The 24,279-nt window shown below is 40.1% G+C and carries 22 protein-coding genes; 4 read left to right on the top strand and 18 right to left on the bottom strand.

Going from position 1 to position 24,279, the window contains the following annotated elements; genetic code table 11:
• Positions 1-81 precede the first annotated feature (81 nt).
• From FC64_RS01300 to pnuC, 6 genes are all read right to left on the bottom strand, one after another.
• Positions 82-543 (bottom strand): MarR family winged helix-turn-helix transcriptional regulator, encoded by a 462-nt coding sequence (locus FC64_RS01300; RefSeq protein ID WP_057906196.1) that lies wholly within the window; start codon positions 541-543, stop codon positions 82-84.
• Positions 544-595: 52 nt separating this feature from the next.
• The gene (jag, locus tag FC64_RS01295) at positions 596-1,342 is read right to left on the bottom strand and encodes an RNA-binding cell elongation regulator Jag/EloR (protein ID WP_057906195.1); all 747 of its coding nucleotides are present in this window, start codon (positions 1,340-1,342) and stop codon (positions 596-598) included.
• Positions 1,343-1,925: 583 nt separating this feature from the next.
• Positions 1,926-3,317 (bottom strand): replicative DNA helicase, encoded by a 1,392-nt coding sequence (dnaB, locus tag FC64_RS01290; RefSeq protein ID WP_057906194.1) that lies wholly within the window; start codon positions 3,315-3,317, stop codon positions 1,926-1,928.
• A gap of 140 nt (positions 3,318-3,457) precedes the next feature.
• Positions 3,458-3,907 (bottom strand): 50S ribosomal protein L9, encoded by a 450-nt coding sequence (gene rplI / locus FC64_RS01285; protein ID WP_057906193.1) that lies wholly within the window; start codon positions 3,905-3,907, stop codon positions 3,458-3,460.
• An 11-nt stretch (positions 3,908-3,918) separates the two neighbouring features.
• Positions 3,919-5,943: a DHH family phosphoesterase gene (locus FC64_RS01280; RefSeq protein WP_057906192.1), complete on the bottom strand. Its 2,025-nt coding sequence runs from the start codon at positions 5,941-5,943 to the stop codon at positions 3,919-3,921.
• Positions 5,944-6,162: 219 nt separating this feature from the next.
• Positions 6,163-6,933, bottom strand: coding sequence for a nicotinamide riboside transporter PnuC (gene pnuC / locus FC64_RS01275; protein ID WP_057906191.1), 771 nt, complete (start codon positions 6,931-6,933; stop codon positions 6,163-6,165).
• Positions 6,934-7,133: 200 nt separating this feature from the next.
• On the opposite strand from pnuC, the gene FC64_RS01270 reads away from it, so the two are divergent.
• Positions 7,134-8,177, top strand: a complete 1,044-nt coding sequence (locus tag FC64_RS01270; protein ID WP_057906190.1) for a DUF1002 domain-containing protein — start codon at positions 7,134-7,136, stop codon at positions 8,175-8,177.
• Between the two features lie 173 nt (positions 8,178-8,350).
• Here FC64_RS01270 and FC64_RS01265 read toward each other — a convergent pair whose 3' ends face one another.
• The 4 genes from FC64_RS01265 to FC64_RS01250 form a co-directional block, all read right to left on the bottom strand.
• Positions 8,351-10,315, bottom strand: coding sequence for a PTS fructose transporter subunit IIABC (locus FC64_RS01265; protein WP_057906189.1), 1,965 nt, complete (start codon positions 10,313-10,315; stop codon positions 8,351-8,353).
• Between the two features lie 19 nt (positions 10,316-10,334).
• Positions 10,335-11,246, bottom strand: coding sequence for a 1-phosphofructokinase (gene pfkB / locus FC64_RS01260; protein WP_057906188.1), 912 nt, complete (start codon positions 11,244-11,246; stop codon positions 10,335-10,337).
• On the bottom strand, positions 11,243-11,995 hold the full coding sequence (locus FC64_RS01255) for a DeoR/GlpR family DNA-binding transcription regulator (protein ID WP_338033948.1): 753 nt from the start codon (positions 11,993-11,995) through the stop codon (positions 11,243-11,245). Before FC64_RS01255 ends, pfkB begins: the two co-directional genes overlap by 4 nt.
• Positions 11,996-12,135: 140 nt before the next feature.
• Positions 12,136-12,954 (bottom strand): Cof-type HAD-IIB family hydrolase, encoded by an 819-nt coding sequence (locus FC64_RS01250; protein ID WP_057906186.1) that lies wholly within the window; start codon positions 12,952-12,954, stop codon positions 12,136-12,138.
• A gap of 122 nt (positions 12,955-13,076) precedes the next feature.
• Here FC64_RS01250 and FC64_RS01245 point away from each other — a divergent pair, with 122 nt between their 5' ends.
• Together FC64_RS01245 and FC64_RS01240 are read left to right on the top strand one after the other, a co-directional pair.
• Positions 13,077-13,418 (top strand): hypothetical protein, encoded by a 342-nt coding sequence (locus tag FC64_RS01245; protein ID WP_057906185.1) that lies wholly within the window; start codon positions 13,077-13,079, stop codon positions 13,416-13,418.
• A gap of 15 nt (positions 13,419-13,433) precedes the next feature.
• Positions 13,434-13,673 carry a hypothetical protein gene (locus tag FC64_RS01240; protein ID WP_057906184.1) on the top strand — a complete coding sequence of 80 codons (240 nt, stop codon included), beginning with the start codon at positions 13,434-13,436 and terminating at the stop codon, positions 13,671-13,673.
• Between the two features lie 52 nt (positions 13,674-13,725).
• On the opposite strand, the gene yjeM is transcribed toward FC64_RS01240, so the two are convergent.
• The 3 genes from yjeM to FC64_RS01220 all read right to left on the bottom strand — a co-directional run bounded on the left by yjeM (position 13,726) and on the right by FC64_RS01220 (position 16,882).
• Entirely contained in the window at positions 13,726-15,228 is a 1,503-nt protein-coding gene (gene yjeM / locus FC64_RS01235; protein WP_268888285.1) for a glutamate/gamma-aminobutyrate family transporter YjeM, read from the bottom strand.
• A 151-nt stretch (positions 15,229-15,379) separates the two neighbouring features.
• The gene (locus tag FC64_RS01230; protein ID WP_057906183.1) at positions 15,380-15,886 is read right to left on the bottom strand and encodes a universal stress protein; all 507 of its coding nucleotides are present in this window, start codon (positions 15,884-15,886) and stop codon (positions 15,380-15,382) included.
• Between the two features lie 252 nt (positions 15,887-16,138).
• Positions 16,139-16,882 carry a deoxynucleoside kinase gene (locus tag FC64_RS01220; protein ID WP_057906181.1) on the bottom strand — a complete coding sequence of 248 codons (744 nt, stop codon included), beginning with the start codon at positions 16,880-16,882 and terminating at the stop codon, positions 16,139-16,141.
• A 289-nt stretch (positions 16,883-17,171) separates the two neighbouring features.
• On the opposite strand from FC64_RS01220, the gene FC64_RS01215 reads away from it, so the two are divergent.
• Positions 17,172-17,837 (top strand): NAD(P)H-dependent oxidoreductase, encoded by a 666-nt coding sequence (locus FC64_RS01215; RefSeq protein WP_057906180.1) that lies wholly within the window; start codon positions 17,172-17,174, stop codon positions 17,835-17,837.
• Positions 17,838-17,888: 51 nt separating this feature from the next.
• Here the strand turns inward: FC64_RS01215 and FC64_RS01210 are convergent, their stop codons facing one another.
• From FC64_RS01210 to FC64_RS01190, 5 genes are all read right to left on the bottom strand, one after another.
• Positions 17,889-19,715 (bottom strand): DUF2207 domain-containing protein, encoded by a 1,827-nt coding sequence (locus FC64_RS01210; protein WP_202987230.1) that lies wholly within the window; start codon positions 19,713-19,715, stop codon positions 17,889-17,891.
• A 24-nt stretch (positions 19,716-19,739) separates the two neighbouring features.
• Positions 19,740-20,174 carry a hypothetical protein gene (locus FC64_RS01205; protein ID WP_057906178.1) on the bottom strand — a complete coding sequence of 145 codons (435 nt, stop codon included), beginning with the start codon at positions 20,172-20,174 and terminating at the stop codon, positions 19,740-19,742.
• Positions 20,164-21,345, bottom strand: a complete 1,182-nt coding sequence (locus FC64_RS01200) for a hypothetical protein (RefSeq protein ID WP_057906177.1) — start codon at positions 21,343-21,345, stop codon at positions 20,164-20,166. The genes FC64_RS01205 and FC64_RS01200 overlap by 11 nt, the downstream gene beginning before the upstream one ends.
• 116 nt (positions 21,346-21,461) lie before the next feature.
• Complete coding sequence (locus tag FC64_RS01195; protein WP_081035596.1) at positions 21,462-23,630, bottom strand: AAA family ATPase; 2,169 nt, start codon at positions 23,628-23,630, stop codon at positions 21,462-21,464.
• 124 nt (positions 23,631-23,754) lie between these two features.
• Positions 23,755-23,997 (bottom strand): hypothetical protein, encoded by a 243-nt coding sequence (locus tag FC64_RS01190; RefSeq protein WP_057906176.1) that lies wholly within the window; start codon positions 23,995-23,997, stop codon positions 23,755-23,757.
• Between the last annotated feature and the right edge of the window lie 282 nt (positions 23,998-24,279).

The raw sequence follows: 24,279 nt of genomic DNA, 5'->3' as shown, positions 1-24,279 counted from the left end.
AAAACACCCCAAATCCTGGATTTATTTTGTCCAAGATTTGGGGTGCATATCAAAATCGCAGCTTTTTTAATTACATTATATCTAATGAGTTTCAAGAGTATTGTTCAAATCATCCAATTTTTTCGCAATACGATGCAGCAACCCTACACTCGTCTTATATTCTTCCGAATTCATATCGATTAATCTAAACGAGTAAGAAACTGCTTCCTTGACATTTTTTTCCTTTTCCTTTGCCATTGGGGTCAACTCCAAGTAGACCCGGCGCCCATCAACCCCTGAACGTGTCCGTGTAATCCAACCATTATGCTCTAACCGTTTTAACAACGGAGTTAAGGTCCCAGTATCAAGATTCAACCGTTTACCAATTTCCTTAATCATCATCGGCCGCCGTTCTTCCCACAAAACCAACATCGTAATGTATTGTGGGTAAGTTAAACCAAATCGACGTAATGCTTCACTGTAAAATTTATTATAACTTTTTTGAGCTGAATAAATTGCAAAACACAATTCATCTTCAAGGTGGTATGGTTTATGATCTAACATGATAAATCCTCCAAATTATACTCCAATATTTGAATTAACCCCTATAAATCATCTATTTGAATTTGGGTGCGATCACAATGTAACGATATGGATCGTTTCCATGCGATTTCGCCTTAACATGTTTATTTGAAGCAAGGGTCTTGTGTACGATCTTGCGTTCCATTGCTGGCATTGGGCCTAACTTAAACGCCCGCCGTTCAACAATTGCCCGCTCTGCTAAATCGGCCGCGATCCGCTGTAATTCTTCGCGTCGTCGCTCACGGTAATCACCGACATCAAGAATCAATCGGTAACGCCGTTTGACTTGCTTATCAAAACAAGCCTGAGCCAAAATTTGCAAAGCATTCAACGTCCGGCCATGCTTGCCGATCAATAATCCTTGCTGATCGGTATCAAAGTCAAAATACACGTTGCGTTGATCAACTGTCACCGAGATCTCAGTATTGATTCCTAACTGACTGATAATGTCATCTAGGTAATTGCCAACGGCTTGAACGGCATCATCAACTGATTCGTCTTCCTTAGCAGTTTCATCCTTAGGTGAATCTTCTGCCGGTTCATCTTCGCTTTCATGAATTTCGGCCGTAATTTCATCTTCTAATTGATTTGAATATTGATCATCAATCTGATCATCAGATTCAAGAACCATGATCTCAACTTCTGCTGGCTTTTTTCCAATTCCTAAAAAGCCCTTGCGTCCTTCACTTATAACAGTCACTTCAACTTGATCACGGCCAACCCCTAAATCTGCTAAGCCTTTGCTTAAAGCCGCATCAACGGTTTCACCAGAGTATCTCATTGCGTTCCCTCCGTATGTAAATCTAATTCCATATTATAACCTAATCACAGGATTGTGCAAAATCATGATCCAGTATTTTTTGATTGCTGAGGGTACAAAAAAAGGACCGTCATCCGTCCAGCCCCTTGCACTATTTTTCCGTCAACTGTAATAGAATTGAGATTGCTTCTTGGTAGCTGACATGGTTTTGGTTCATAACTTCCTTCACCAATTCTTCCGTTGACATTTTACTTGAAATCGTCACTTTCAAAGCCCCCACACTACGAACGTTTGTTTGTTTTGATCACTACTTGATTTATTTTAGCGCGGTTTTTTCTAAAAAAAAAGCCCTAAAATTGCTTAAAAAATTTTACTTGACAGAGTTATCAGCGTAATTCTGCCTATTTGCCCCTGGTAAAAAATTTTTGGCAAAAAAAATTTCTTAGTTTTTATTAATATTTGGTAAAATGCCGGTCTATCAATATTCAGCATTCAATTTATCTCAAAATTATTCATTTGAAAATTAGCGTGAAAACATAAAAAGCCTATCATTCAACGATTAATGATAAGCTTTCAGTTTGATTATAATTAAGATATAAATTAACTATGCCATTTCTTGCCGAGCGGAAAGGTTTGCAAATTTATTATGTGACTTAATGAACAGCAATTTAACTGTTCCCCGCGCTCCGGCCCGGTTCTTTTCGATGATTAATTCAACTTCACCTGCATCTGGATCATTATCTTCTGCCGATGAATCAGCTTCATCGTCGTCGCCGGCATCCGCTCGTTCATAATAATCATCCCGGTACAAGAACGCCACGATATCTGCATCCTGTTCGATTGATCCTGATTCCCGAATATCTGACAATACTGGTCGTTTATCCTGCCGCTGTTCAACGCCACGAGAAAGCTGTGACAGCGCTAAAATCGGGACATTTAATTCCTTCGCCAGCTTCTTTAACTGCCGGGAAATTTCAGAAACTTCTTGTTGCCGGCTTTCCTTATTTGAACCTTCAATCAGCTGCAGGTAATCGACAACGATAAAACCAATGCCACCCTGTTCCTTGGCCAACCGCCGGCACTTTGCCCGAATCTCTGACATTTTGATTCCGGGAGTATCATCAATAAAAATGTTAGTGTTCGCTAACGTTCCGATTGCGACCGTCAAATCATTCCATTCATTACCTTCAAGATTTCCATCCCGTAAATGATTGGCACTGATTCCGCCTTCCGCACAAATCATCCGGTTAACCAAGGATTCGGCACTCATTTCAAGGGAGAAGATCGCAACGTTAGTATTTGATGCCTTTCCGACATTTTGGGCGATATTCAAAGCAAACGCCGTTTTTCCGACGGCCGGACGAGCAGCAAGAATAATCAAATTATCTGGTTGCAGGCCGGAAATCATCTTGTCAAAATCATAGTACCCCGTTGAAAGGCCAGTAATCTCATCATCACTTTGAGCAAGATCCTGCACCTTAACCAACGCCTGATCCAAAACCTGACTAATGGGCTTAAAGCCGGCGCTATTTCGATTTTCAGAAACGTCCATGATCTGCCGTTCAGCACTTGCTAAAATATCGTCGACTTCTTCATCACCGTTTTGAGCTTCAGTTTTAATGTTATTGGCTGTATTGATCAATCGTCGTAAAGCTGCTTTTCCCTGAACGATCTTGGCATACTCTCGCACATGGCTGCTTGATGGAATGTTGCTCAACAATTCATCAAGATACACTGCCCCGCCAGCATCTTCAAACTGATTTGATCGTTTTAATTCATTTGAGACCGTTAACGGATCAATCTTGTCGCCGGCATCATCCACGGCAATCATTGCTTTAAAAATCACTTGGTTTGCACGATTATAGAAGTCATCAGGAGTAACAAACTCAATTGCTTCAGCCAATGCATTTTCATCAAGAAAAATTGATCCTAAAACCGCCTGTTCTGCCTGAGCATCATGCGGCATCACATTTTCGATTTCTGAATTATTATCCACCGAACTGTTTCCTTTCTTTTTAAGAAGTTATCATCAAAATCATAACGCAAAATTGATTTCGCGCCAATCTATTTCATTCAAATAAAAAAGAAGGCGTGACCCGCGTCACAACCTCCTTATAATTCAATTTCAAAGCTTTTTTACTGTTCAGCAATGTGAACCCGAATCTTAGCTGAAACTTCATTGTGGAGCTTAACAGGAACATTGACGTAGCCCATTGACCGAATCGGTTGGGCAAGTTCCATCTTACGCTTATCAATCTTAATATCATATTGCTTTTGTAATGCTTGAGAAATTTGTTTTGAAGTGACTGAACCGAATAAACGACCGTCTTCACCCGCTTTAGCCTGCAGTTCAACAACACACTTTCCTGATTCAAGCTTTTCTTTCAGTTTCTTGGCTTCAGCCAAAATTTCAGCTTCCTTTTTGGCTTCTGCTTTTTGTTGCGCCCGTAATTGACTCATTGCGGCTGCATCCGCTTGTTTGGCTTTTCCGCTTTTAATTAAAAAATTGGCGTAACCGTCTGCCATGTTTTTAACTTCACCGCGTTTTCCTTTACCGCGAACATCTTGTGTAAAAATTACCTTCATTGTGATTCCTCCTAGTCTTCCGTTTCAGATTGAGGTTCTTCATCCTTATTCAGAATTTCAAGCACCTTTTCACGTGCATCGAGCACACTAATGTCTTTGATTTGGGTTGCAGCGTTTGCAAGGTGACCGCCACCGCCCAATTCTTCCATGATGACCTGGACATTGATCGTCCCATCACTGCGAGCCGAAATTCCGATGGTGTGTTCGTCACGCCGAGTAATTGCAAACGTTGCTTGAATCCCGCTGACTTGCAAAAGTGAATCGGCAGCTTGAGCAGCAATTACCGAATCGTAAATTTGATCATCTTCACCAACACATAACGCAACATTATCAATAAATTCCGTCCGGTCGATCAGGTGATTCCGCTGCATGTAGCTTGATTCACTTTCCTTCATAAAGTGCCGAGCCATTGTCAGATCAGCCCCCATTGACCGCAAATAACTTGCAGCATCAAAGGTTCGTGTCCCAGTTCCTTGAGAGAACGATTGCGTATCAACAATAATTCCTGTCAGCATCGCCGTTGCTTCCAACGAATTGATTGGTTCACTATCCCGTGATTGATATTCAAACATTTCAGCGATCAACTCGCATGTTGAACTGGCATACGGTTCAATGTATACCAAGATTGGATTTTCAGGGAATTCTTCCCCCCGCCGGTGATGGTCAATGATTACGACCCGGTTTGAAAGCTGATCATACAGTTCTTGACTGATTGAAATTGACGGCTTTGAATGGTCCGCCAAAACAAGCAGGCTGCTTGGAGTAATTTTTTCTAACGACTCAGCCGGTGAAATAATACTATCCTTGATTTCAGGATACTTTCCAAGCTCATCGACCAGCCGCCGAACATCCGAGTGAATGTTGTCCTGGTTCAAAATGATCCAGCATTTCTTCCCATTCATTGCTGCGATCCGGCGAATTCCTAGACAAGCCCCAATCGCATCCATATCTGGCCGTTTATGACCCATTACAAAGACTTGATCAGATTGCTTCAGCAATTCGCTTAAGGCTTGGGAAATCACCCGTGCCCGAACCCGTGTCCGTTTGGCCATCGGGTTCGTCTTTCCGCCATAAAAACGGGCTTCGCCATCAGATTCCCGGACAACGACCTGGTCACCGCCCCGCCCAAGGGCAAGGTCCAAGTTGGACTGCGATAATTCGGTCAATTCGTTTAAGTCGTCTTCACCATATGCAATCCCGATACTCAATGTGATCGGTGAATTGCTCTTAAAAGTCCGTTCCCGAATTTTATCAAGAATCGAGAATTTTTGCTGTTCAAGTTTCCGCAGTGTTCCCGTATATCCGATCATAACGTAATGATCTTCATCAACACGTTTCAAAAACATTCCAAACTTCTTGGCCCAGTCTGAAAGGGCACTGGTAACAAAATTACTCAAGTTTGAAATATCCTTATCGCTCATGGCCTTTGAAATTTCATCATAATTGTCCAGGAAAATTTGCCCGATCATAACGTGTGAATCATCATACTGGCGTTGAATCTCAACGTAATGGGTAATATCCATCATATAAGCCACGCCGATGTCTTTTTGAATCAGTAAATCAAAATCATGGTCATGCCAGTGGATTCGGTGGCGCTCCTTATCATCATAGTGATCCTGTAAAATCGTAGCAAGATCTTCATCCAAGTCGCTAATCTTCTTACCCAAAACATCCTCTTTGCCGAAATACCGCTGCATGTATGGGTTGATCCATTCGATCTCATACTTATCATTAAAAAAGATCGTTCCAATCGGCATTCGAATCAAACTGTCCTGACCGCCACGTTTCAGCCGGTAAGACAGATCTGAAATATATTCACTTGTTTCTTCCTGTAAGTGTTGCAACATTGTATATGCAACCGCCATTGTGACAATTGCCAAAACTAAAACAATTATCCCAACGATTGGACTTATAAAAAATGCTAGTCCATCACTTACAATTGCTAGTCCGAGAATAAATAATGCGATCAGCCGCATCCGCCTGTCTTGCATAAATCCCGGGATTCGCCAAAGTTTTTTTGACTTTCGCTTTTCCATAATTTCCCTCGTTTTAATTCATAATCTAAAATTAGCTATAAACTTTCATTAAGTATTTTACCACATTCTGGAATTCCTTCAGAATCTCCCGGCCAAAAGCCCTGAACTACAAGAAAAAGCCCCGAATGATCGGAGCTTCTTCTTGGTTATGAGTCATTAATTGTCCTTAGTATACAATTCATTAACCTGTTTGTCATTGAACTTAATAAATTTTTATAATTAACTTTCGCGGACTTTTTCTGTCCGGAACCAACCTTTACGACTAAAGAAAGCATACATATCATTCAAGAAGAAAATTGAATAACTGAAGATCAGCGCAAAGTTGCCGGCGCCTTGAAGCATCGTCTGGATCCACAATGCAATCGTAATCACTGATGATAACGTCCAAACAAAATACTGTTCCCGCTTCCGGTTAAGTTCAAGTAGTGATCCAGTAACTGACATCGCTAAACTCATACTATCAAGGAAGACCCGCGGGTCATTAGTTAAACTGAAAATATAGTGCAAAACAGCCCATGCAATCAAGAAAAAGATTCCGTATTTAATCCAGTCAAACCAACTATCAAATTTTTCGGCTTTAATATCATCATTCCATTTCGGATCTAAGATGCAGAAAATATCAAGGAATAAAATGTAACCGATCTGTTCCCACGCATTAGCATAATTATGCGCAATGAAGGCGGTTGTTGCAATGCAAATTGCACTCGTCAATCCTGCCCACCCTTGGATTCCTGAGCGGTTTGAAATCCCGATAACACACGCAACTGAAAGGTTCCCGCCAATAAACGCAATGATTGAAGTTATTGGGTGGGCACTAAATGATTGAATCATTGATCCGACTTGTAAAATAAAATTAAAAATCAAAAGACCGTAACTGAACCAGCCCCAACCTCGGCATTGGTCGATCAACCATTTAAAATATCCCTTTCGAAAAATATTTTTTGAATATTCTGGTAAGTGCGTCAGCACATCCTTATAACGACTAAACATCGAATCAACTTCCTTTCTGTTTTTTAACAACGCCTCCCATTATACATACATATTGTGTTTTAATCAAATAAAATTTCTATATATTGTGTTAAACATCTTTCGTTCCTTGTATTATTTTTATTCTTGAAACGGTCTTCAAAATTCGTCCATTTAATATCAAAAAGTGATAAAATCAAACTATATTTGAAAGGAGATGCGCAATGAAGAAGAAAACTATCTGGAAAACAATTGTAACTGCCAGTGCGGCAATTACCTTAATGGGAACTGCGCCAACGCTTCTTAACCAAATTCAAGCTGCGCAAACCGAACAAACTGACTCAAACACGAACACCAACAGTCAATCAAATAATAATAAAACTTTAAGCTCAGCATACGTTGTTTATGGGGCCGGGACTTCAAACGAAGTCCGCTCACAATTAAACAAGATCTTTGGTGTTGACTCGTCATTTAAGGAACTGACCGCAACGGCTGCTGACTATAATAAGTACATTGCCAACGGGTCATCTAACACGACAAATGCCGCAATGATCAGTTCTGTTGCAATCGCTCCAAGTGATCCTGGTTCAGGGGTCAAGGTCAACATCAAAAACTACCAAGGCGATAACAACATTACCGAAGTAACGGCCCAGCAATATGCCATGGTTGCTCAAATGGCCGGGGTTACTGATGTCACAATCGTTGTAACTGCCAACCGGCCCGTTTCTGGGGAATCAGCTTTAACCGGCGTTTACGAAGCCCTTGCTGCTAACGGAATTCAATTGAATACCCAAAACACTGCTAGTGCTAACCAAATGCTGAATGCGACCCAATCAGCGATCGATGCCAACAAGAACAATACGAAGTATCCTGGCCAGTTAATGGCTGCCGTTGGTGAAGTTTCAAAACAAATTTCACAACAAAAGCAACAAAATAACGGTCAAGACCTTGCAACCAAGCAAGATATTCAAGCCATGTTAAATAAAGCTTTAGCTGAACATGGAATTGCAAACCAAACAACGAATAACCAAAAGGAACAGATTACCAATGCGTTGATCAATTTCCAAAATTCACCAATTTCAGCTGATAAATCTTACACTAAAAATGTTAATAACACGATTCAAAACGTTAAAAATTCAACCGGGAATTTGATGAATAAAGCTAAAAACTGGATGAACAGCAAACAAGGTCAGGCTGCCGCTCAACAAGCTAAGAACTGGTTTGAACGTTTTATTGATTGGATTAAAAGTTTATTTGGCTGGAATTAATGAGTTCATTTAGCCGAATACAAAAAGAGGATGTGACCGCCAAGTCACATCCTCTTTTTATACGCTTTTTACATAATCAGGTTCTAAAACAAACAAATTACTTGGAAGTTCAAAACTCTCTGAACCTATGATTCGCTTTTCAAACTAACCTCGTACTGTTTTGCTGCCCCTTCTTATTCATATGGATCTTCTGAAACTTTCTTTTTGATCAAGCCCATGATAATTCCCGCAATAATCGAACCAACAACGGTTGCTAAGATGTATGCCCACCAGTTGGTTGCTAATGGAGTTACCCATAAACCACCGTGCGGAGCCGGAACACCGATCTTCATTAAGCCAACGATTCCGCCACCAACTGCTGATCCAATGATACATGATGGAATAACATGCAATGGATCGGCCGTTGCAAATGGAATTGCCCCTTCAGTAATGAATGAGAATCCAAGAACCCAGTTGGTTACCCCTGCTTGACGTTCTTGCTTAGTGAACTTGTTCTTGAACAAGACAGTTCCAATCGCCGTTGCAAATGGTGGAACCATTCCTCCAACCATGACAGCCGCCATTAAAATGGCAGCAGTCGTTGAGTGGGGGTCGTTAGCAAATGCACCTGAAGCGAAAACATAAGCTGCTTTATTGAATGGACCACCCATATCGATTGACATCATTCCTGCAAGGATCATGGTCAATAGAACAAGGTTCCCGGTCCCCATGCTGTTCAAGAAGTGAGTAATTACCAAGTTAATACCTGAGAAGATTGGGTTGATGATGAAGAACATGATCAAAGCAATCAACAGTAACCCAAGAATTGGGTAAATCAGCATTGGTTTCATTCCTTCAACTGATTTTGGTAACTTCGCAAATAGCTTCTTCAAACCAACCATAATGTACCCGGCAATAAATCCGGCTGCGATTCCGCCTAAGAATCCAGCACATGCACCGGCATTAGCATGGAAGTTGGCTTGGTAAACGCCACCAAATGAACCCTTGTAGACCATTGCCATAAAACCACCGACGAACCCTGGCATCAAGGCTGGTTGATCACCGATCGCTTCAGCAATGTATCCGGCAAGAACCGGAACCATGAAAGCAAAGGCCATGTTCCCAGCATTATTTAAGAACTTGAATGCCAAGCTGTGGCTTCCGCCCATGTAGTTTTCAACCACAAATGAAAGGGCCATTAAGATCCCACCGCCGATAACGAACGGTAACATATGAGAAATTCCGTTCATTAACTGCTTGTAGATATTAGCCCATACGCCGCCGTTTGATGATTCTTCGGCGGTTTCACCTTCATCACCAGTTGCATGGAAGACTGAAGCTTTTTCATCCAAGATTTCTTGAATCAATGCTTCCGGTTCTTTGATTCCGGCAGTAACTGGCTTATTAACTAAGTGCTTGCCATCAAATCGGGCCATCTTAACCTTCTTGTCGGCTGCAATAATAACCCCTTTGGCACGCTTAATTTCATCAGCGGTTAATTCATGTTTAACCCCTTCTGAACCATTTGTTTCGATCTTGATATCAACGCCCATCTTCTTGGCCGTCTTCTTCAAGTTTTCTTCAGCCATGTAAGTGTGTGCAATTCCGTTTGGGCATGCTGTTACCCCAACGATATATGGCTTATCGCTTGAAGCCGGAGCTTGTTTTTCGGCTTCTTCTTCAGCCTTGTTTTCAGCTTCCTTTTCAGCAACGGCCTTGGCAAAAATATTTTGAACTTTATCCGGAGTATCAGCTTTTTTCAATGCTGCAACAACGTCCGGATTCATCAAAACTTGTGATAATGCAGCTAAAGCTTGCAAGTGGGTGTTGTCGCCACCTTCAGGCGCAGCAATCATGAAAAAGAGGTGGGCTGGTTGTCCATCCATTGAGTCATAGTCGACCCCTTTAACACTGCGTGCAAACATTACAGCTGGTTTGTTAACCGCTTTATCGTGAGCGTGCGGAATGGCAATGCCATCGCCCATTCCGGTTGAGCCTTCTTCTTCACGCTTTAAAATATCTTTTTTGTAAAGTTCTTCATCATTGATGATTCCCTTTTCATAGTAGTGATGAACCATTTCATCAATGACCCCAGCCTTGGTTGTGGCTTTCAGGTTCATGATCATGATATCCTTCATCAATAGCTTGCGAATATCCATGATGTTTTCCCTCCTTTAATTAATATTCTGTAATTTTGATCTGTGGCAAAATTTCATCGATTTTGGCACGGATTGCTAAATCTTCAGAAAATGCGGTGGCTGATCCGCTCGCAAGACCATACCGGAATGCTTCAACCGGATCCTTGGTTTCAGCAAACGTTCCGGTGAAACCAGCAAGCATTGAATCTCCGGCCCCAACAGAATTAATAACCGTTCCCTTTGGTGCTAATGAGCGGTAAACCTTGTCTTTCGTAACCATTAAGCCGCCATCACCTGCCATTGAAATCAATACGTGTTGGGCACCCATTTCAAGCAATTTCTTGGCATACTTAACGATGTCATCCATCCCGTTGAATTTCACGTGAAACATTTCAGCTAACTCATGGTTATTAGGTTTCACAACTAATGGATGTTCTGATAATGTCTTCAACAAACTGTCACCAGTTGTATCAATTACAAATTGGGCGCCTTTTGAACGAATGATCCTAATTAGATCAAAGTAAAAATCATCACCTAAGCCTGGAAGTAAACTGCCGGCAAAAACAACCGTGTCATCCGCCGTTAAATTATCAAATTTCGCTTTGAACTGATCAAGTTCGTCAGCCGATAATTGCGGTCCTTTACCGTTAATTTCGGTCTCTTCTTGGGCCTTGATCTTAACGTTGATCCGAGTATTGCCTTTAATTGAAGTGAAATCGGACTTCAAACCGACCTTCTTTAATGCGTCTTCAACAAAGTTACCAGTAAAGCCACCTAAGAAACCCCAAGCAACACTTTTATGACCAAGTTCTTGAAGAATCCGCGAAACGTTGATTCCCTTACCGCCAGGAAGCATGTTATCGTAATCCATCCGGTTGACTTCGCCAAGCGTTAAATTTTGTAACTGAACGATGTAATCAATTGACGGATTAACCGTAACTGTGTAAATCATTCTTGAACCTCCTCAATCCTCGTTTGACTCTTAAATGAATGAAGCAGCTTTGCGGAAAGTTTTTCAACAATGATCGTTGCGGCATTTAATGGAGCAACGTTCACAAAGGATACCTTGTTAAATTTCGATGAATCAGCAAGGACAAATGTTACCTGTGATTTAGTTAATGCAAATTCTTTGATTGCAGCTTCATCCGGATCCGGCGTTGTATAGCCATCCTGATCAACCCCATTAATTCCAAGAAATGCCTTATTAAACCGCAGTTTGCTTAACTGATTCAATGCATCGACCCCCACAATTGCTTTAGTGGTCTCTTTTAAAAGGCCACCAACCATAATCGTTTTGATGTGTCGCTCCGCTAAAGCTGAAGCATGCAAAATTCCGTTCGTTACCACCGTGATGCCTTGATCTTGCGGTAAATAGTCAACCATTGCAAGGGTCGTCGTTCCAGCATCAAGGAAAATCACATCTTCGGGTTTAACATGCTGCGCTGCTTGTTTACCAATCAGCTCTTTAGCATGCGGATGCTGAGACGCTTTGCCAAACATATCAGGCTCATTTTGCAAAGTATAATTTATTTTTGCCCCACCGTGGACTCGTTCCAACAGTCCTTTTTCTTCAAGCGTCTGTAAATCTCGCCGGACTGATGATTCTGACCCATGTGTCTGACTGCAAATTTCTTGAACCTTAACAAATTGATTGGCTTTCAGCATCTCCAAAATCATTTGTTGCCGTTCTTCTGCAAGCATTTTCATTCCCTCCACATCAATAGTTTAGCATTATTAATAATCAAATTCAATCACATTCGGTCAAATTCATTCAATTTTATTAGTCTTTTATTCAGAATCAATCAAAAATCGACTGAGATTTAAATCCCCGTCGATTTCAATTATTGATTCAATACATACTTTTCAACCGCTAATCCTAAGCCATCATGGTTATTATCTTCTGTAATTACTGATGCGACCTCTTTAACATGTTGATTGCCATTCCCCATCGCAACGCTAAACGGAATTTGCTCCAACATTGAAAGGTCGTTATTTTCATCTCCTGCAACCATGATTTCATCCGGTTCAATATCGAGATGAGCTGCAAGTTCCAAAACCGCATGTCCTTTCGTTGCATTTAAATTGTTGAACTCCAAAAACCACGGTGCACTTCTGACAATTGCGTATTTTTGATAAAGTTCTTCAGGAATCTGATCAAGCTGCGCCGTAATTTTTTCTGCTTGGTCGACCCACATAAACTTGGCTGCATCCATTCCCGTCGGTAAATTTTTAAGTTGGCGATATTTCAATGGCATATGAGTATAAAATGCATCTTCAACTGAATATTTACTAATATCTTGATCCGTAACATAAATTTCAGAATTTAATGTGACCACCTGATTTTTGATTCCTAAATTAACCGCCATCTTAATAAAATCGATACACTCTAAATCGGTCAATCCATTTTCAAATACAACTTTGCGCTTGCCAATATTCATTGCCTGTGCACCGTTGAATGTGATTGCATAATCGGCATTTCCAGTTAAGCCTAATTCTGCTAAATAATCTTGAATTCCCGAAACCGGTCGCCCGCTGCACAACACAATATAAATTCCACGTTTTCGAGCTTCTTTAAGGGCGGTAACAGTCCGCGGCATAATGCGCTTGTCGTCCGTCACTAATGTTCCATCAATATCCGTTGCAATCATTTTAAAATTCATCAGAAAACCTCCTTGTAATTATTGAAATCGTTTTCCAATTGATTTTAGCTTACCATATAATCTTTTACTCTTTAAGATTTTTTTGTAAAATGAAACCAGATGTTCTAGAGGAGGGATATTTTATGTTTACAATGATTCCTGACGATTATCCTGAGGCCATCGCTAAGTTATCTTGGCTTAAAGCCCACGGATATCCAAATGCAACCGAAGAAGGAGTCTTACGTGACACGGTTCTTTCAGGAACGCAAGATCTTTTTAATGAAGCGCTTGAAGAATCCTACTGGACCGTTTTGTGGGATGTTCAAGATAAAAAAATGTGGGTGCGCGGCGTCCAAAGCGAACGGGTTGGTGAACTCGTTCCCCGAAAAGGATTTGAAACCTTTGAAGATGACTTTAAAGATGATGCATATCAATTCTGGGAAAACCTCGGAACCCAAGTCCGCAGCATCGTCGGCAGCGAATAAAAAGCAGGTGCAATAATGAAACATCTTAAACGCAATTTGATTCTGATTTTCATTGCTGATACCCTGTTATTAATTGCCTGCCTTGCATTTACGGTCCAAAAATTTATTCACCACCCGCAAATGTCGCTGGAACTGATCATTTTATTAATCTTTGATTTTATCGTTTTAAGTACGTTCTGCTCGTTGTTAACGATTGCTGTCCAGTACATTATTCGCAAAATCAAAGCACGGAAAAAGCAAAAAGAAAACCAATAGTAAAAAACGGTTATGGTTTAAAAGCCATAACCGTTTTTCTTTCATCTATTTTCTAATTTTTCTTTTCCCGTTTTCGACTTGAAACTTCATAAAAAATCAACGCAACGGCCCCAAAGAAGATCGGTCCGATTGCTGTCCAAAATGCGGTACTGTATTGATGAACAAGAATTGGTTGAATAATCGTAAACAAAATCCCACCTGAAAGAACGATCAAGCACAATGCAACGATCAAGTTTGTCCAGAACTTATTCTTAAAGAATTCAAATGGACGGTCAATGTCCTTCAACTTCTTAAAGAATGGGAAGGCCCCAACTAAGAATAAGTATGGGAACGTTGTTGATACGTTTGACATGTTTGTCAAAATCGTAAAGAACTTGCTTGCAGCTGAACCCCCAAATGAAATAAAGAAGATAAAGACACAAACCACGATTGCTTGGATCCACATCGCAAATGCCGGCATTCCTGCTTTGTTCAATTTAGTAATTTTCGCTGGCCACAATTCTGGATCTGATCCCATAATAAATGACTTAATCGGTGAGTAAGTCATAATAAAGAAACTCCCAACGACCGCAAGTAAAATGCTAAATCCTGTAAAGCGTGTCATTAAACTTCCAAAAAGCAGTGCTGTATGGTGTGAAACGCCAATTGCATTTCCAAACGCAACCCCTAAGTTCCCCATCAAGACATAAGTAACATTTCCAAGAGTTACTTGACCGCCACCAAAAACGTGACGCCAATTCGTACTAAAACCCCACATAAAGATCGTTAATGCATATCCGATGGCGATAATCGCAGTTGCAATTAAAATTCCACGTGGAAATGTTTTTTCAGGTTTATCCAAGCTATCCATAATTCCGCCCATGGTCTCCATTCCGCCATATGCAAAGATTGCATATACAATGAATGAAATCATTGCAATCGGCGTTGTAAATTGTGAATTAGGTGAATGAATAAACGAACTTGCTCCACTGATTGGTTGTGCTAAATGGCCATGATTGAAAATTAAAATTAACACACTAATAATCAAAAACAAACCATTAACAGCAATATTAAAAGCTCCTCCAACCGTTGAAACTTTAGCAATCGCATCCATTCCGTGAGACGAGAAAAAGGTTACAACAATTACAACTACAATCCCAATTACTCCCAATGTCTCGATTGGAGTTAAACCAAAAAGATGCCATGTTGAAGTTGTATCTTTTCCAAATACAACAGATGATAATGGGATGCAAAAACTTGAAGCTGTCTGAACAAGCCAAACAATCCAGGCTGCCAACCAAATAAAAGTTCCAACAAAGGCCCATTTTTCACCGATTGATCCTTCAAGCCATGAATAAATTCCGCCTTTTGCTTCTTTAAAAGATGATCCGTATTCGGCCAACATCAAACTGACCGGTAAGAAAAATACCAAGGCAGCTAAAATGTACCAAATAATACTTGCGTACCCCATTTGCATAAATGCCCGGGGCGTGTTGGCAAACCCGTAGATTGATGAAATAATCATCATTACTAGGGTCGCCAATCCGATTTTTTTCGTTTTCGATGATGATTCCACGAATTAAAATTCCCTTCAATAATAAAATGTACATGTGAAATTATAGCACTCTAAAAAGAGATGACAAAATTCATTAACAATTTTAATTGTAGATATTAAAAAGAGAACGTGATCTCTTCACGTCCTCTTTGACTAGGGTCTCATCTTTTTATTATTCGTTACTGATATCTTCCATATCATTTTCAATTGCCTTTGCAGCTGACGCTGGTGTATGCGCGATCATCACATCACATTTAGCGGTTCGCATTACGTATGATGCGACAGAACCAACAATGATCCGCTTAAAGAAGTTCTTCCCAGTTTCACCAACAATAATCAAATCGTTCTTATATTCTGGTTGGAAGTCTTCAACAATAACGGTTTTAGGATTTCCGAACCGCAGGTGAACGGAAACCTTGTCCTTGGGCAACCCTTCTTCGATCAGGTGTTCTTTCAAATCATTGATGTATTGTTCACATTCTTGTTCTTCTTTATAAATGCGTTCACCATCAAGGGTAATCCCTGCATTACCATATTCCAACGAATTCATGTCCAGTACCCATAAAACATCAAGATGAGCATCATTTCGCTTAGCAATGTTCAACGCATCCATCAATGCAATTTCTGATCCCTTTGAGCCGTCGATTCCAACTAAAATATTTTTATAGCCTAATGTCATGACCAACACTCCCATCCGCTTATCTATTTTTATGATAACTTTATCATATTGAGTTTTCAAGTAAAGGTTTTCATTTATTTAAATATAGTAAAAGAGGTTGAGTAAATTCCCAACCTCTTTATCATATTCGCATAATCGGGTTCCAAAACAAACAGGCTGCGTGGAAGTTCGAAAACCTCCGAATCTACGCTGGCGCGATTCGTTCGCTTTTCTGCTTCCCCCACACTCATTTTGAATGCTTTGTCGCACCTTCTATTCTTCATCCAGCAAAATCTTATGCTTTTCTTTCAATTCAGCAGCCTTTTCTGTCGTTAAATTACCAAGTTCAACTAACTTGTTTTCGATCATTTCTAAGACTTCGACCCGGTCTTCCATGTTCGTAACAAAGTCATACTTGTCACCATCGATCACTAACATTGGTGATGCATCATATTCGTCACGCCAAATATCATATTGCTTAAGTAACCGGTGATAGTAGTCAACCAATGATGGATCGTTTTCAACCAATTCATATTCCCGGCCGCGCTTTTCAATCCGTTTGAGCATCGTATCATATGAAACCTTGATCGTAATCATCAAGTCCGGTGATTTTTTGTGGGAAGCAAATGGAAGTTCTTCCATCATGTTCGCAAGCAAGCTCTTATAAATATCGTATTCTACTTCCGTTGCGTTGCCCATTTCAGTATTCATCCGCATAAAGATTTCGTCTTCATAAATTGAACGGTCGAGAATATTATTATCCTCTTGCATTGCTTGTTTGATCATTGCAAACCGCCGATTCAAGAAGAATGTTTGCAACAAATATGCATATGGATTAGTTGCTTCTTCATCGCCAGCTGCCCGTTTCTTAGCGGCAATTTCGTTTCCCTTATAAAAAAGCGGTAATACTGGATTATCCTTTACTGGTTCGTAAAATGCCTTAGTCCCTAATTCATCTGATAAAATTTCCGTTAAACTTGATTTACCAGACCCAATAATTCCTGAAAGTGTAATCAAAATGATAGATGCATCCTTTCTTCCGGGTTCATTGTCTCCCTTGATTTTCTTGTTTTCGATTCTTCGATTCCATTAACAAGCACTCTTAATCATACGCCGATTTTCTCAAAAAATAAAGCTACATTTTGGGGGTCATGATTTGTCCAATCACTAGATATGGTAAGTAAGAAAGCGGATTTTTCGGAAATCCCGTTAGCAAATTTTAAAAATTTATTCGCAGTTTTTTTGCATTCACCAGCAATTCAGTATGGTAAAATGATTCTAACAAAAAGTAAGTGAGGTGATTATTATGAGTACGCAAGAAGAACGCCAACACATTATTGATGTTTTTCACCGGCGGTATGCAACCAAAAAGTTCAATCTGAATAAAAAAATTAGTGACCCAGACTGGCAAACAATCATTGAAGCCGGCCGGTTATCACCAAGCTCCTTTGGCTATGAACCATGGAAATTCCTTTTGATTGAAAACCCTAAAATCAAAGAAGACCTGAAAAAAATCTGCTGGGGTGCTGTCAACAGTCTGAACGGTGCAAGCCATTTTGTAATCATCCTTGCGCGCAAAAACGTCACAATCACCAGCCCGCATGTTGAACACATGGTTGAAGATGTAATGGGCGTTAATTTTGATATCCACTCTCCCCGCAGTGAAAAATTCAAGAGTTTCCAAGAAAACGACTTTGATTTGAACAACGACCGGGCATTATTTGACTGGGCAAGCAAACAAACTTACATTCCACTGACCAACATGATGACGGTTGCCGCTGAACTTGGAATCGACATTTGTCCAATTGAAGGCTTTAACCGGGCAAAAGTCGATAAATATTTAGCTGATAAAGGGATCATCGATCCAGACAAATTCGGCGTTTCAGTGATGCTTGGTCTCGGCTACCGTGATCAGGAACAACCAAAAAAGACCCGTCAGCCATTAGAAGAAGTGTTGGAAGTTATTAAATAATCTCATTGACATAAAAAAGATTGGATTTCGAAATGAAATCCAATTTTTTCGTTAAAACGCTCCGCCACCAGAGCCACCGCCGAAGCCGCCGGAACTGCCTCCACCAAAGGAATCGCCCCAAGCATCAAAAGCACTCCAAGAACTTCCACTATTAGCACTTACATTATGGAAAGCACTTGAAAAAACATCAATGTACATGGTTGTAAAGTAGAAATAATTATACAATGCTGACGTACCAAGATCTTCGCCAAAATCAATTCTTAGTTTCCGTGATAATTCTTTTGCGTTTCCAAATGCCGTTGCGTATGGTAAAACATCCGCCCATAACGTTAAATCCCCCATTTGAGCAGTATCAAAATGAGTAATGTCATCAATCATCTTTTTAAATCCAACAACTTTAATGTATAGCTCTTTTCCGTTAGCCGTTAACCGCCATTTCAAGAATTTAAAATATAAATAATAAATTCCAAGCGCAACAATTGGGATTGCCAACGTAACCCACTCGATTTTAAACGGTTCAAATACCCATGCAACTAAAATTGCAATGCCGATTGCATGCAGCAAAGTTAACCGCAAACTATATTCAATTTTATTTTCATCTTCATTAAAGACATCTAACGCTTGTAGTTGATCGATTTTATCCTGCTGCCAATCACTGAATTTTTCCGCTAAATTGCTAATATCATCATAATCCTTGATTGCTGTTAAAGTAAATGACGTTCCATCGCCAACATCTTCAAATAGACTCTTAAGCAGCTTTGCATCAGCTGTATTCGTCTGATAGTAATCTTGCATCCACTCATCATCATGAATACTGATTCGATAATCTCCATTTTGTTCGTCAAAACTAATTCGATGTTCAGCAACCAGTGACAACAAATATCCTGAAAAAGCTTTTCCATCTGGGCGATCGCCTTTACGCCAAATCATTTGCGCAAGCGGAACTGAAACCGCTGGGATTTCAAAGTTATGCGGAATCCGACTTAAATGCGGCCAACTAACAACTTTCTTTTTCCGTCCTTTCCAGTTTAAGAAAATAATCTCGCCAATCATAAACAAGGCCATTAATAACGGAATTCCATACAATCCGCCGTATTTTCGAAACGCCTCATTTTGACTAATTTTCTTTTCCTGTTTAACAACTTTTTTTATTATGAATGAATCTTTCTTGTTTGGATTATCCTTCATCAAACTTAGCGGAATCAACATATCAGCTTCAACAAAATCATTTTCAGGAACCTTTGTATTTTGAATCCGTACTCCGTTGAAATCCGAATCAACCATTGCCCGATAGTCAAACATTGGGCCATGATACCATACATAATTTGCTGCCCATTTTCGAGGAAGCTTTCCTGGAAGCCAAATACTGATCGTTACATTATGCAACGGGACATCCCAATGATTACCAATTACTTTCCAATTCAATCGAGCAGCATCTTTATAATTCGTCACTGCCCCATGAATTATATAGTGATAAGTAACTGTAAGGTCATCATCTGAGACTTCATGATAAACCCTGAATTTTAAAAAATTATTATTTTGAACAACCTTACAGGTATTATTTTTACCAGAGTTATTAATTGGAACGTTCAGATGGTGAGGGGTTGAATTGTCATCATTATAATCCAAATCAACGCTGACATCTGATGCCCCTTTGTTCGGTAATCCCTGACGATAGTAAACACCATGAAAGTCATTTTCAAAATCATACGAAACCGAACGGGTCACTTCAGCATCCCCATTTGATAAAATTATAACATCGACATCCATTTGATCGATTTTATAATCATCGGCATGAACGTGCCCCAAATTCAAGCCAACTATTCCTAAAAAGGCCACGATCAAAATCGTGAGCCATTGCCTACTCTTCCTTTTCAACTAACTTACTCCTTGCTTTCCAAGTTACTTTCGAACCTTTTTAATTACTAACACCATCACCAACAGCGGTGCATAGCCAATCAAAATGATTGGTAGCAGCACCGCAAAGATGGCTGGCAAAATCGCGATCCATAATGCTCGCTGCCACATTTTTTGGCTAGCCTTTGCCATCATTTCCTGGTCATTTCCCGGGTGATGTTGAACAGCCGTTTGCCATTCTGTTTGATGACAATGCGGGCATTCGCACTGATATGCTAGTTGGTTATCAACTAACTGGTATTGGAATTTTTCAATCTCTTTTTTCGTTTTTAAAAACTCTTGACCACAGTGCTTGCACTTTAGCCCCACCTTCACAGCTTTTGACTGGGCGTTTATTACCACTCCCAAATACAGCATCCAGCCAAAAAGGTTAATAAACGCAATGATTCTTAAAACGCTGGCGATTTGATTAATCAGCATTCTTCTTCACCTGCTCATCAATTTCAATTTTGACATCATACTTGTCATCTTCGTCTTCAACGATTCCAATCATTGTATCAAATAGAATCAGAATCCAGCCAAATGCCAAGATGAACGCAATCAGTTCAAAGGCAGTTAGTGAAATGATATGCAATGGTTTGAACATTAAATCAATAATTACCAGGCCAACGCACATTCCGTATGACAATGCTAAGAACCGTTTGCCGACTTCCGGTAATAACCAGCGAATTCCAACAATTAAAATAATGATCAAGTAAACCAAATAACCCGCAACCTTATCGTGTAAAACGTGAAAATTAGCGTTATTTGGGAATAATCCGACTGCGCCAACATCAAGAGCTGTAATGGTTAAAATAATCCGTAAAGTAATTGTCCGCCATGTATTTTTCACAACTGCTCGCAATGAAACAAAAATATAATCAACCAGTGCAACCATCAACAACGACGAGAAGACCAGCGTTAAGTTAAATTGCCAGCTATTATTAGCATGTTTTGTTCCTAAAAAACTGAGATTGTGTTGCCACCAATTACGGCCATTGGATGCCATCGACATAACCGCTCCACTGGTAATTACTAAAATCATGATCGTTGTTAACATTCCATAATTAACTGCCAATCCAATCCGGACCATGATGTAATTAATTGCCGTTACAAAGACAAAAAACAGCATCATTGCGACCACGTGGCCAAAGGTAATTCCGGTAAATAAGCGACTTAAGCCCCACGCAATCCCCATTAATGTCAAGGATAAAATCAGCACAAATGAAATTACAATGACTGGAAATGTCCGCCAAAATGTTTTTGCCGAATACGCAACCGTGATCTTTTTCCGGTTTGAAATGAAATACGCACTAAATAGAATCATCCCAGACAGTCCGCCAAAAACGATCAGTCCACTAGCAATTGAATTTGTTCCAACCAGCGGGACCTGGTGCAAATGCACCGCGTTAATGAAGATCCAGAAAGCAATGCTCGTTAAAATCGAAGCAATTAAAATTCCAATCACATTAAATTGCCGCTTGTTACTATCATGATTTTTCTTTTTTAACCGAATTTCGCCATTTCGCGCCGTAATTTTAAAATCATCATCGTTATGCAAATCATACTTTTTTACCAGTTCATCAGGCACTGAAATCTTGATTTTCGCCATTTTAAGATTTCCTTTCTGAAATATATCTGTTTTTCATTATAACAGATTCAATTTGAGAATTCGGAACAAAAAAATAGCAGTATCATTTCTGACACTGCTATTCTCACTCTTAATTATTAAGCTTTTTCATCACCGTTCTTTGATGATTCTGCCTTTGAATCTTTTTCTTTTGAATCGCCAGCTTTTTCAGCTGACCGTTCACTGATTACTAACTGACCATCCTTCATGTCAGCAGCTAAGTGTTTAACATCGGGGTTGTCCAAGTAGAAATCAGTTACCTTATCACGAATCTGTTGTTCAATTACGCGCCGTAATGGACGAGCACCCATTGCTTCATCATAGCCTTGTTCAATCAGGTAATCCTTTGCCTTGTCTGAAACCGTTAAGTCAATGTTCTTCTTAGCTAATGTTTGGTTAACTTCGTCAAGCATTAAGTTAACAATCTTCTTCAAGTCGTCCTTTGTCAAATGTGAGAATTCGATTACGGCATTGAACCGGTTCAAAAATTCTGGACGGAAGTATGGAGCAATCCGTTTCATAATGTCTTCGTCCTTCTTTTCATCGCCGTTTGGTTCTTCGTTTCCGAATCCAGCATTTGAAGTTGCAATAATTACGGTATTTTTGAAATTAACGGTGTTTCCTTGACCGTCTGTCAAGCGACCATCGTCTAACACTTGAAGTAATAACGTAATCACTTGCGGATCAGCCTTTTCAATTTCATCAAGCAGGATGATTGAGTATGGATTCCGCCGTACGCGTTCCGTTAAAGTGTTATTATTATCATCGTAGCCAACGTATCCAGCAGATGTTCCGATCAATTTTGATACCGCCGTCCGGTCTGAATATTCTGACATATCCAACCGAATGATAGCGTCCTTTGAACCGAACATGTCCAAGGCTAATTGTTTAGCCAATTCCGTCTTTCCGACCCCAGTCGGTCCAACGAATAAAAAGCTTCCGATTGGTCGGTTGCCTTCGTCAAAACCAGCCCGGTTCCGCCGAATTGCCCGTGCAACTGCGTCGACCGCTTCGTCTTGACCAATTACCTTGCCTTTCAACCGGGTTCCAATTTCCTTTAAGCGTTCAATATCGCTTGCGCCCATCTTTGAAACCGGAATTCCAGTCAACCGTTCAACTGCTTCGGCCACATCATTAACCGTTGCGGTTACCTTTTGTTCTTCAGCGTGATTATCAATTTGTTTTTGCAACTCTTTGATCTTCGTCTTAGCATTCAAAGCTGCTTCATAGTCTTCCTTTTCAGCGGCCTTTTCTTGCTTTTCTTTTTGAGCAGCAATTTCCTTTTCGATTTCCTTCACGTCAGTTACCGGATGTTGAGCTGCCAAGTGAGCAGCAGTCATATCGATCAGGTCGATTGCCTTATCTGGTAAGCTACGTTGCGGAATGTATTGAATTGAATAATCCACGGCAGCCTTTAAAACCTTGTCAGGTAATTCAACGTTATGGTGTTTTTCATATAATGGTCGAATCCCTTGCAAGATCTTGAATGTATCTTCAGCAGATGGTGCGTTCACCGTCACTTCGTTGAACCGCCGTGCCAATGCTGCATTCTTCATAATCGTGTTATGGTATTCGTCTTGAGTTGTTGCCCCAATAACTGTGATTTCGCCACGTGACAATGCTGGTTTCAAGATGTCAGCCATTCCCTTTGAACCGCTGCCGTCACCCATTCCGCCGGCACCTAAGATTTGGTGAATTTCGTCAAAGAATAAGATCACGTTACCACGTTCTTTAACTTCCTTGATTAAGTTTTGAATATTTTCTTCAAAACTGCCCCGAAATTGTGTTCCAGCTTCAAGACCTGAAATATCAATGCTGATAATTTCCTTATTCTTGATTGCTGCGGGAACATCGCCATTGACGATTGCTTGAGCTAAGCCTTCAACAACCGCCGTCTTCCCAACTCCAGCGTCACCGACTAAAACTGGGTTATTCTTTGTCCGCCGTGATAAAATTTCAGCAGTCTCTTGAATTTCCTTATTTCTACCAATAACTGGATCAAGCTTACCATCGCGAGCTTCTTGCGTTAAATTCCGACCTAATTTTTCAAGAATGCCATCTTTTTTACCCTTGCCAGCCATTTTACCTTGTTGAGCATTAACCCCCTTTGGTAATTTGCCGGTCTTCCGGTATTCTGCAAATTCTTCAGGAGTGACTTCCCGGCCGTTAATTAAATAACGTTTGTTTTCTGAATTAAACCCGTTCATGCCACCCATTAATTCGTTAAAAATATCATCCATATTATCAAATGGTCCCATGTTAGCCATAGTCTATCCCTCCAAAAATTCTTTCTTATCATATTCTGTCAGTGAGATTTTCTAACAAAAAAGTCCGACTGATACACAAACCTAAAGTGACTCAACCAAGACTTTCCGCGGTTACAAAACCTTACTATTCGTCATTTTCTTCGTCATTCTGTAAGTAACCTTCTTCCAACTCCTTGAGAACCTCCCACATCATCTTGTGCTGCGCCTGTGCTAGCGCATCTAAGTCACGAAGATTCATCGACGTTGCCTTTGATTGCTCCTTATTAAATGACTTGTGTAGAGTTGTGTAACCGTAGCCCGATATTTTAGCTACTCGGTAGATCGTTAAATCTTGGTGATCGAGGTAACCTTTAATATCGATTTTCATCTCTATCACATCCCTACGTTCATTATTATATCACACATGTAATATATTACAAGTGTGAAACTCCACAAAAGTGAAATGTTTTGGTTTTATTTTTTCTTCCTATATATATGAATTATGGTCTAAATTTGTTTTCGAAATTCAAAGCGTTTTTCTTTTTAAATTTTTTAACAAAGAGGTATAATTAAAAGCGTGTTAAGGATGATGTTTACATCATTCAAATTTACCTTTTTAGGAGGAATATTAATATGACTACAAAAGTAGGTATTAATGGTTTTGGTCGTA

The sequence above is a fragment of the Ligilactobacillus araffinosus DSM 20653 genome, assembly GCF_001435375.1.
In the GTDB taxonomy this organism is placed as follows: Bacteria; Bacillota; Bacilli; order Lactobacillales; family Lactobacillaceae; genus Ligilactobacillus; species Ligilactobacillus araffinosus.
This window is presented reverse-complemented; position numbering and strand designations above follow the sequence as displayed.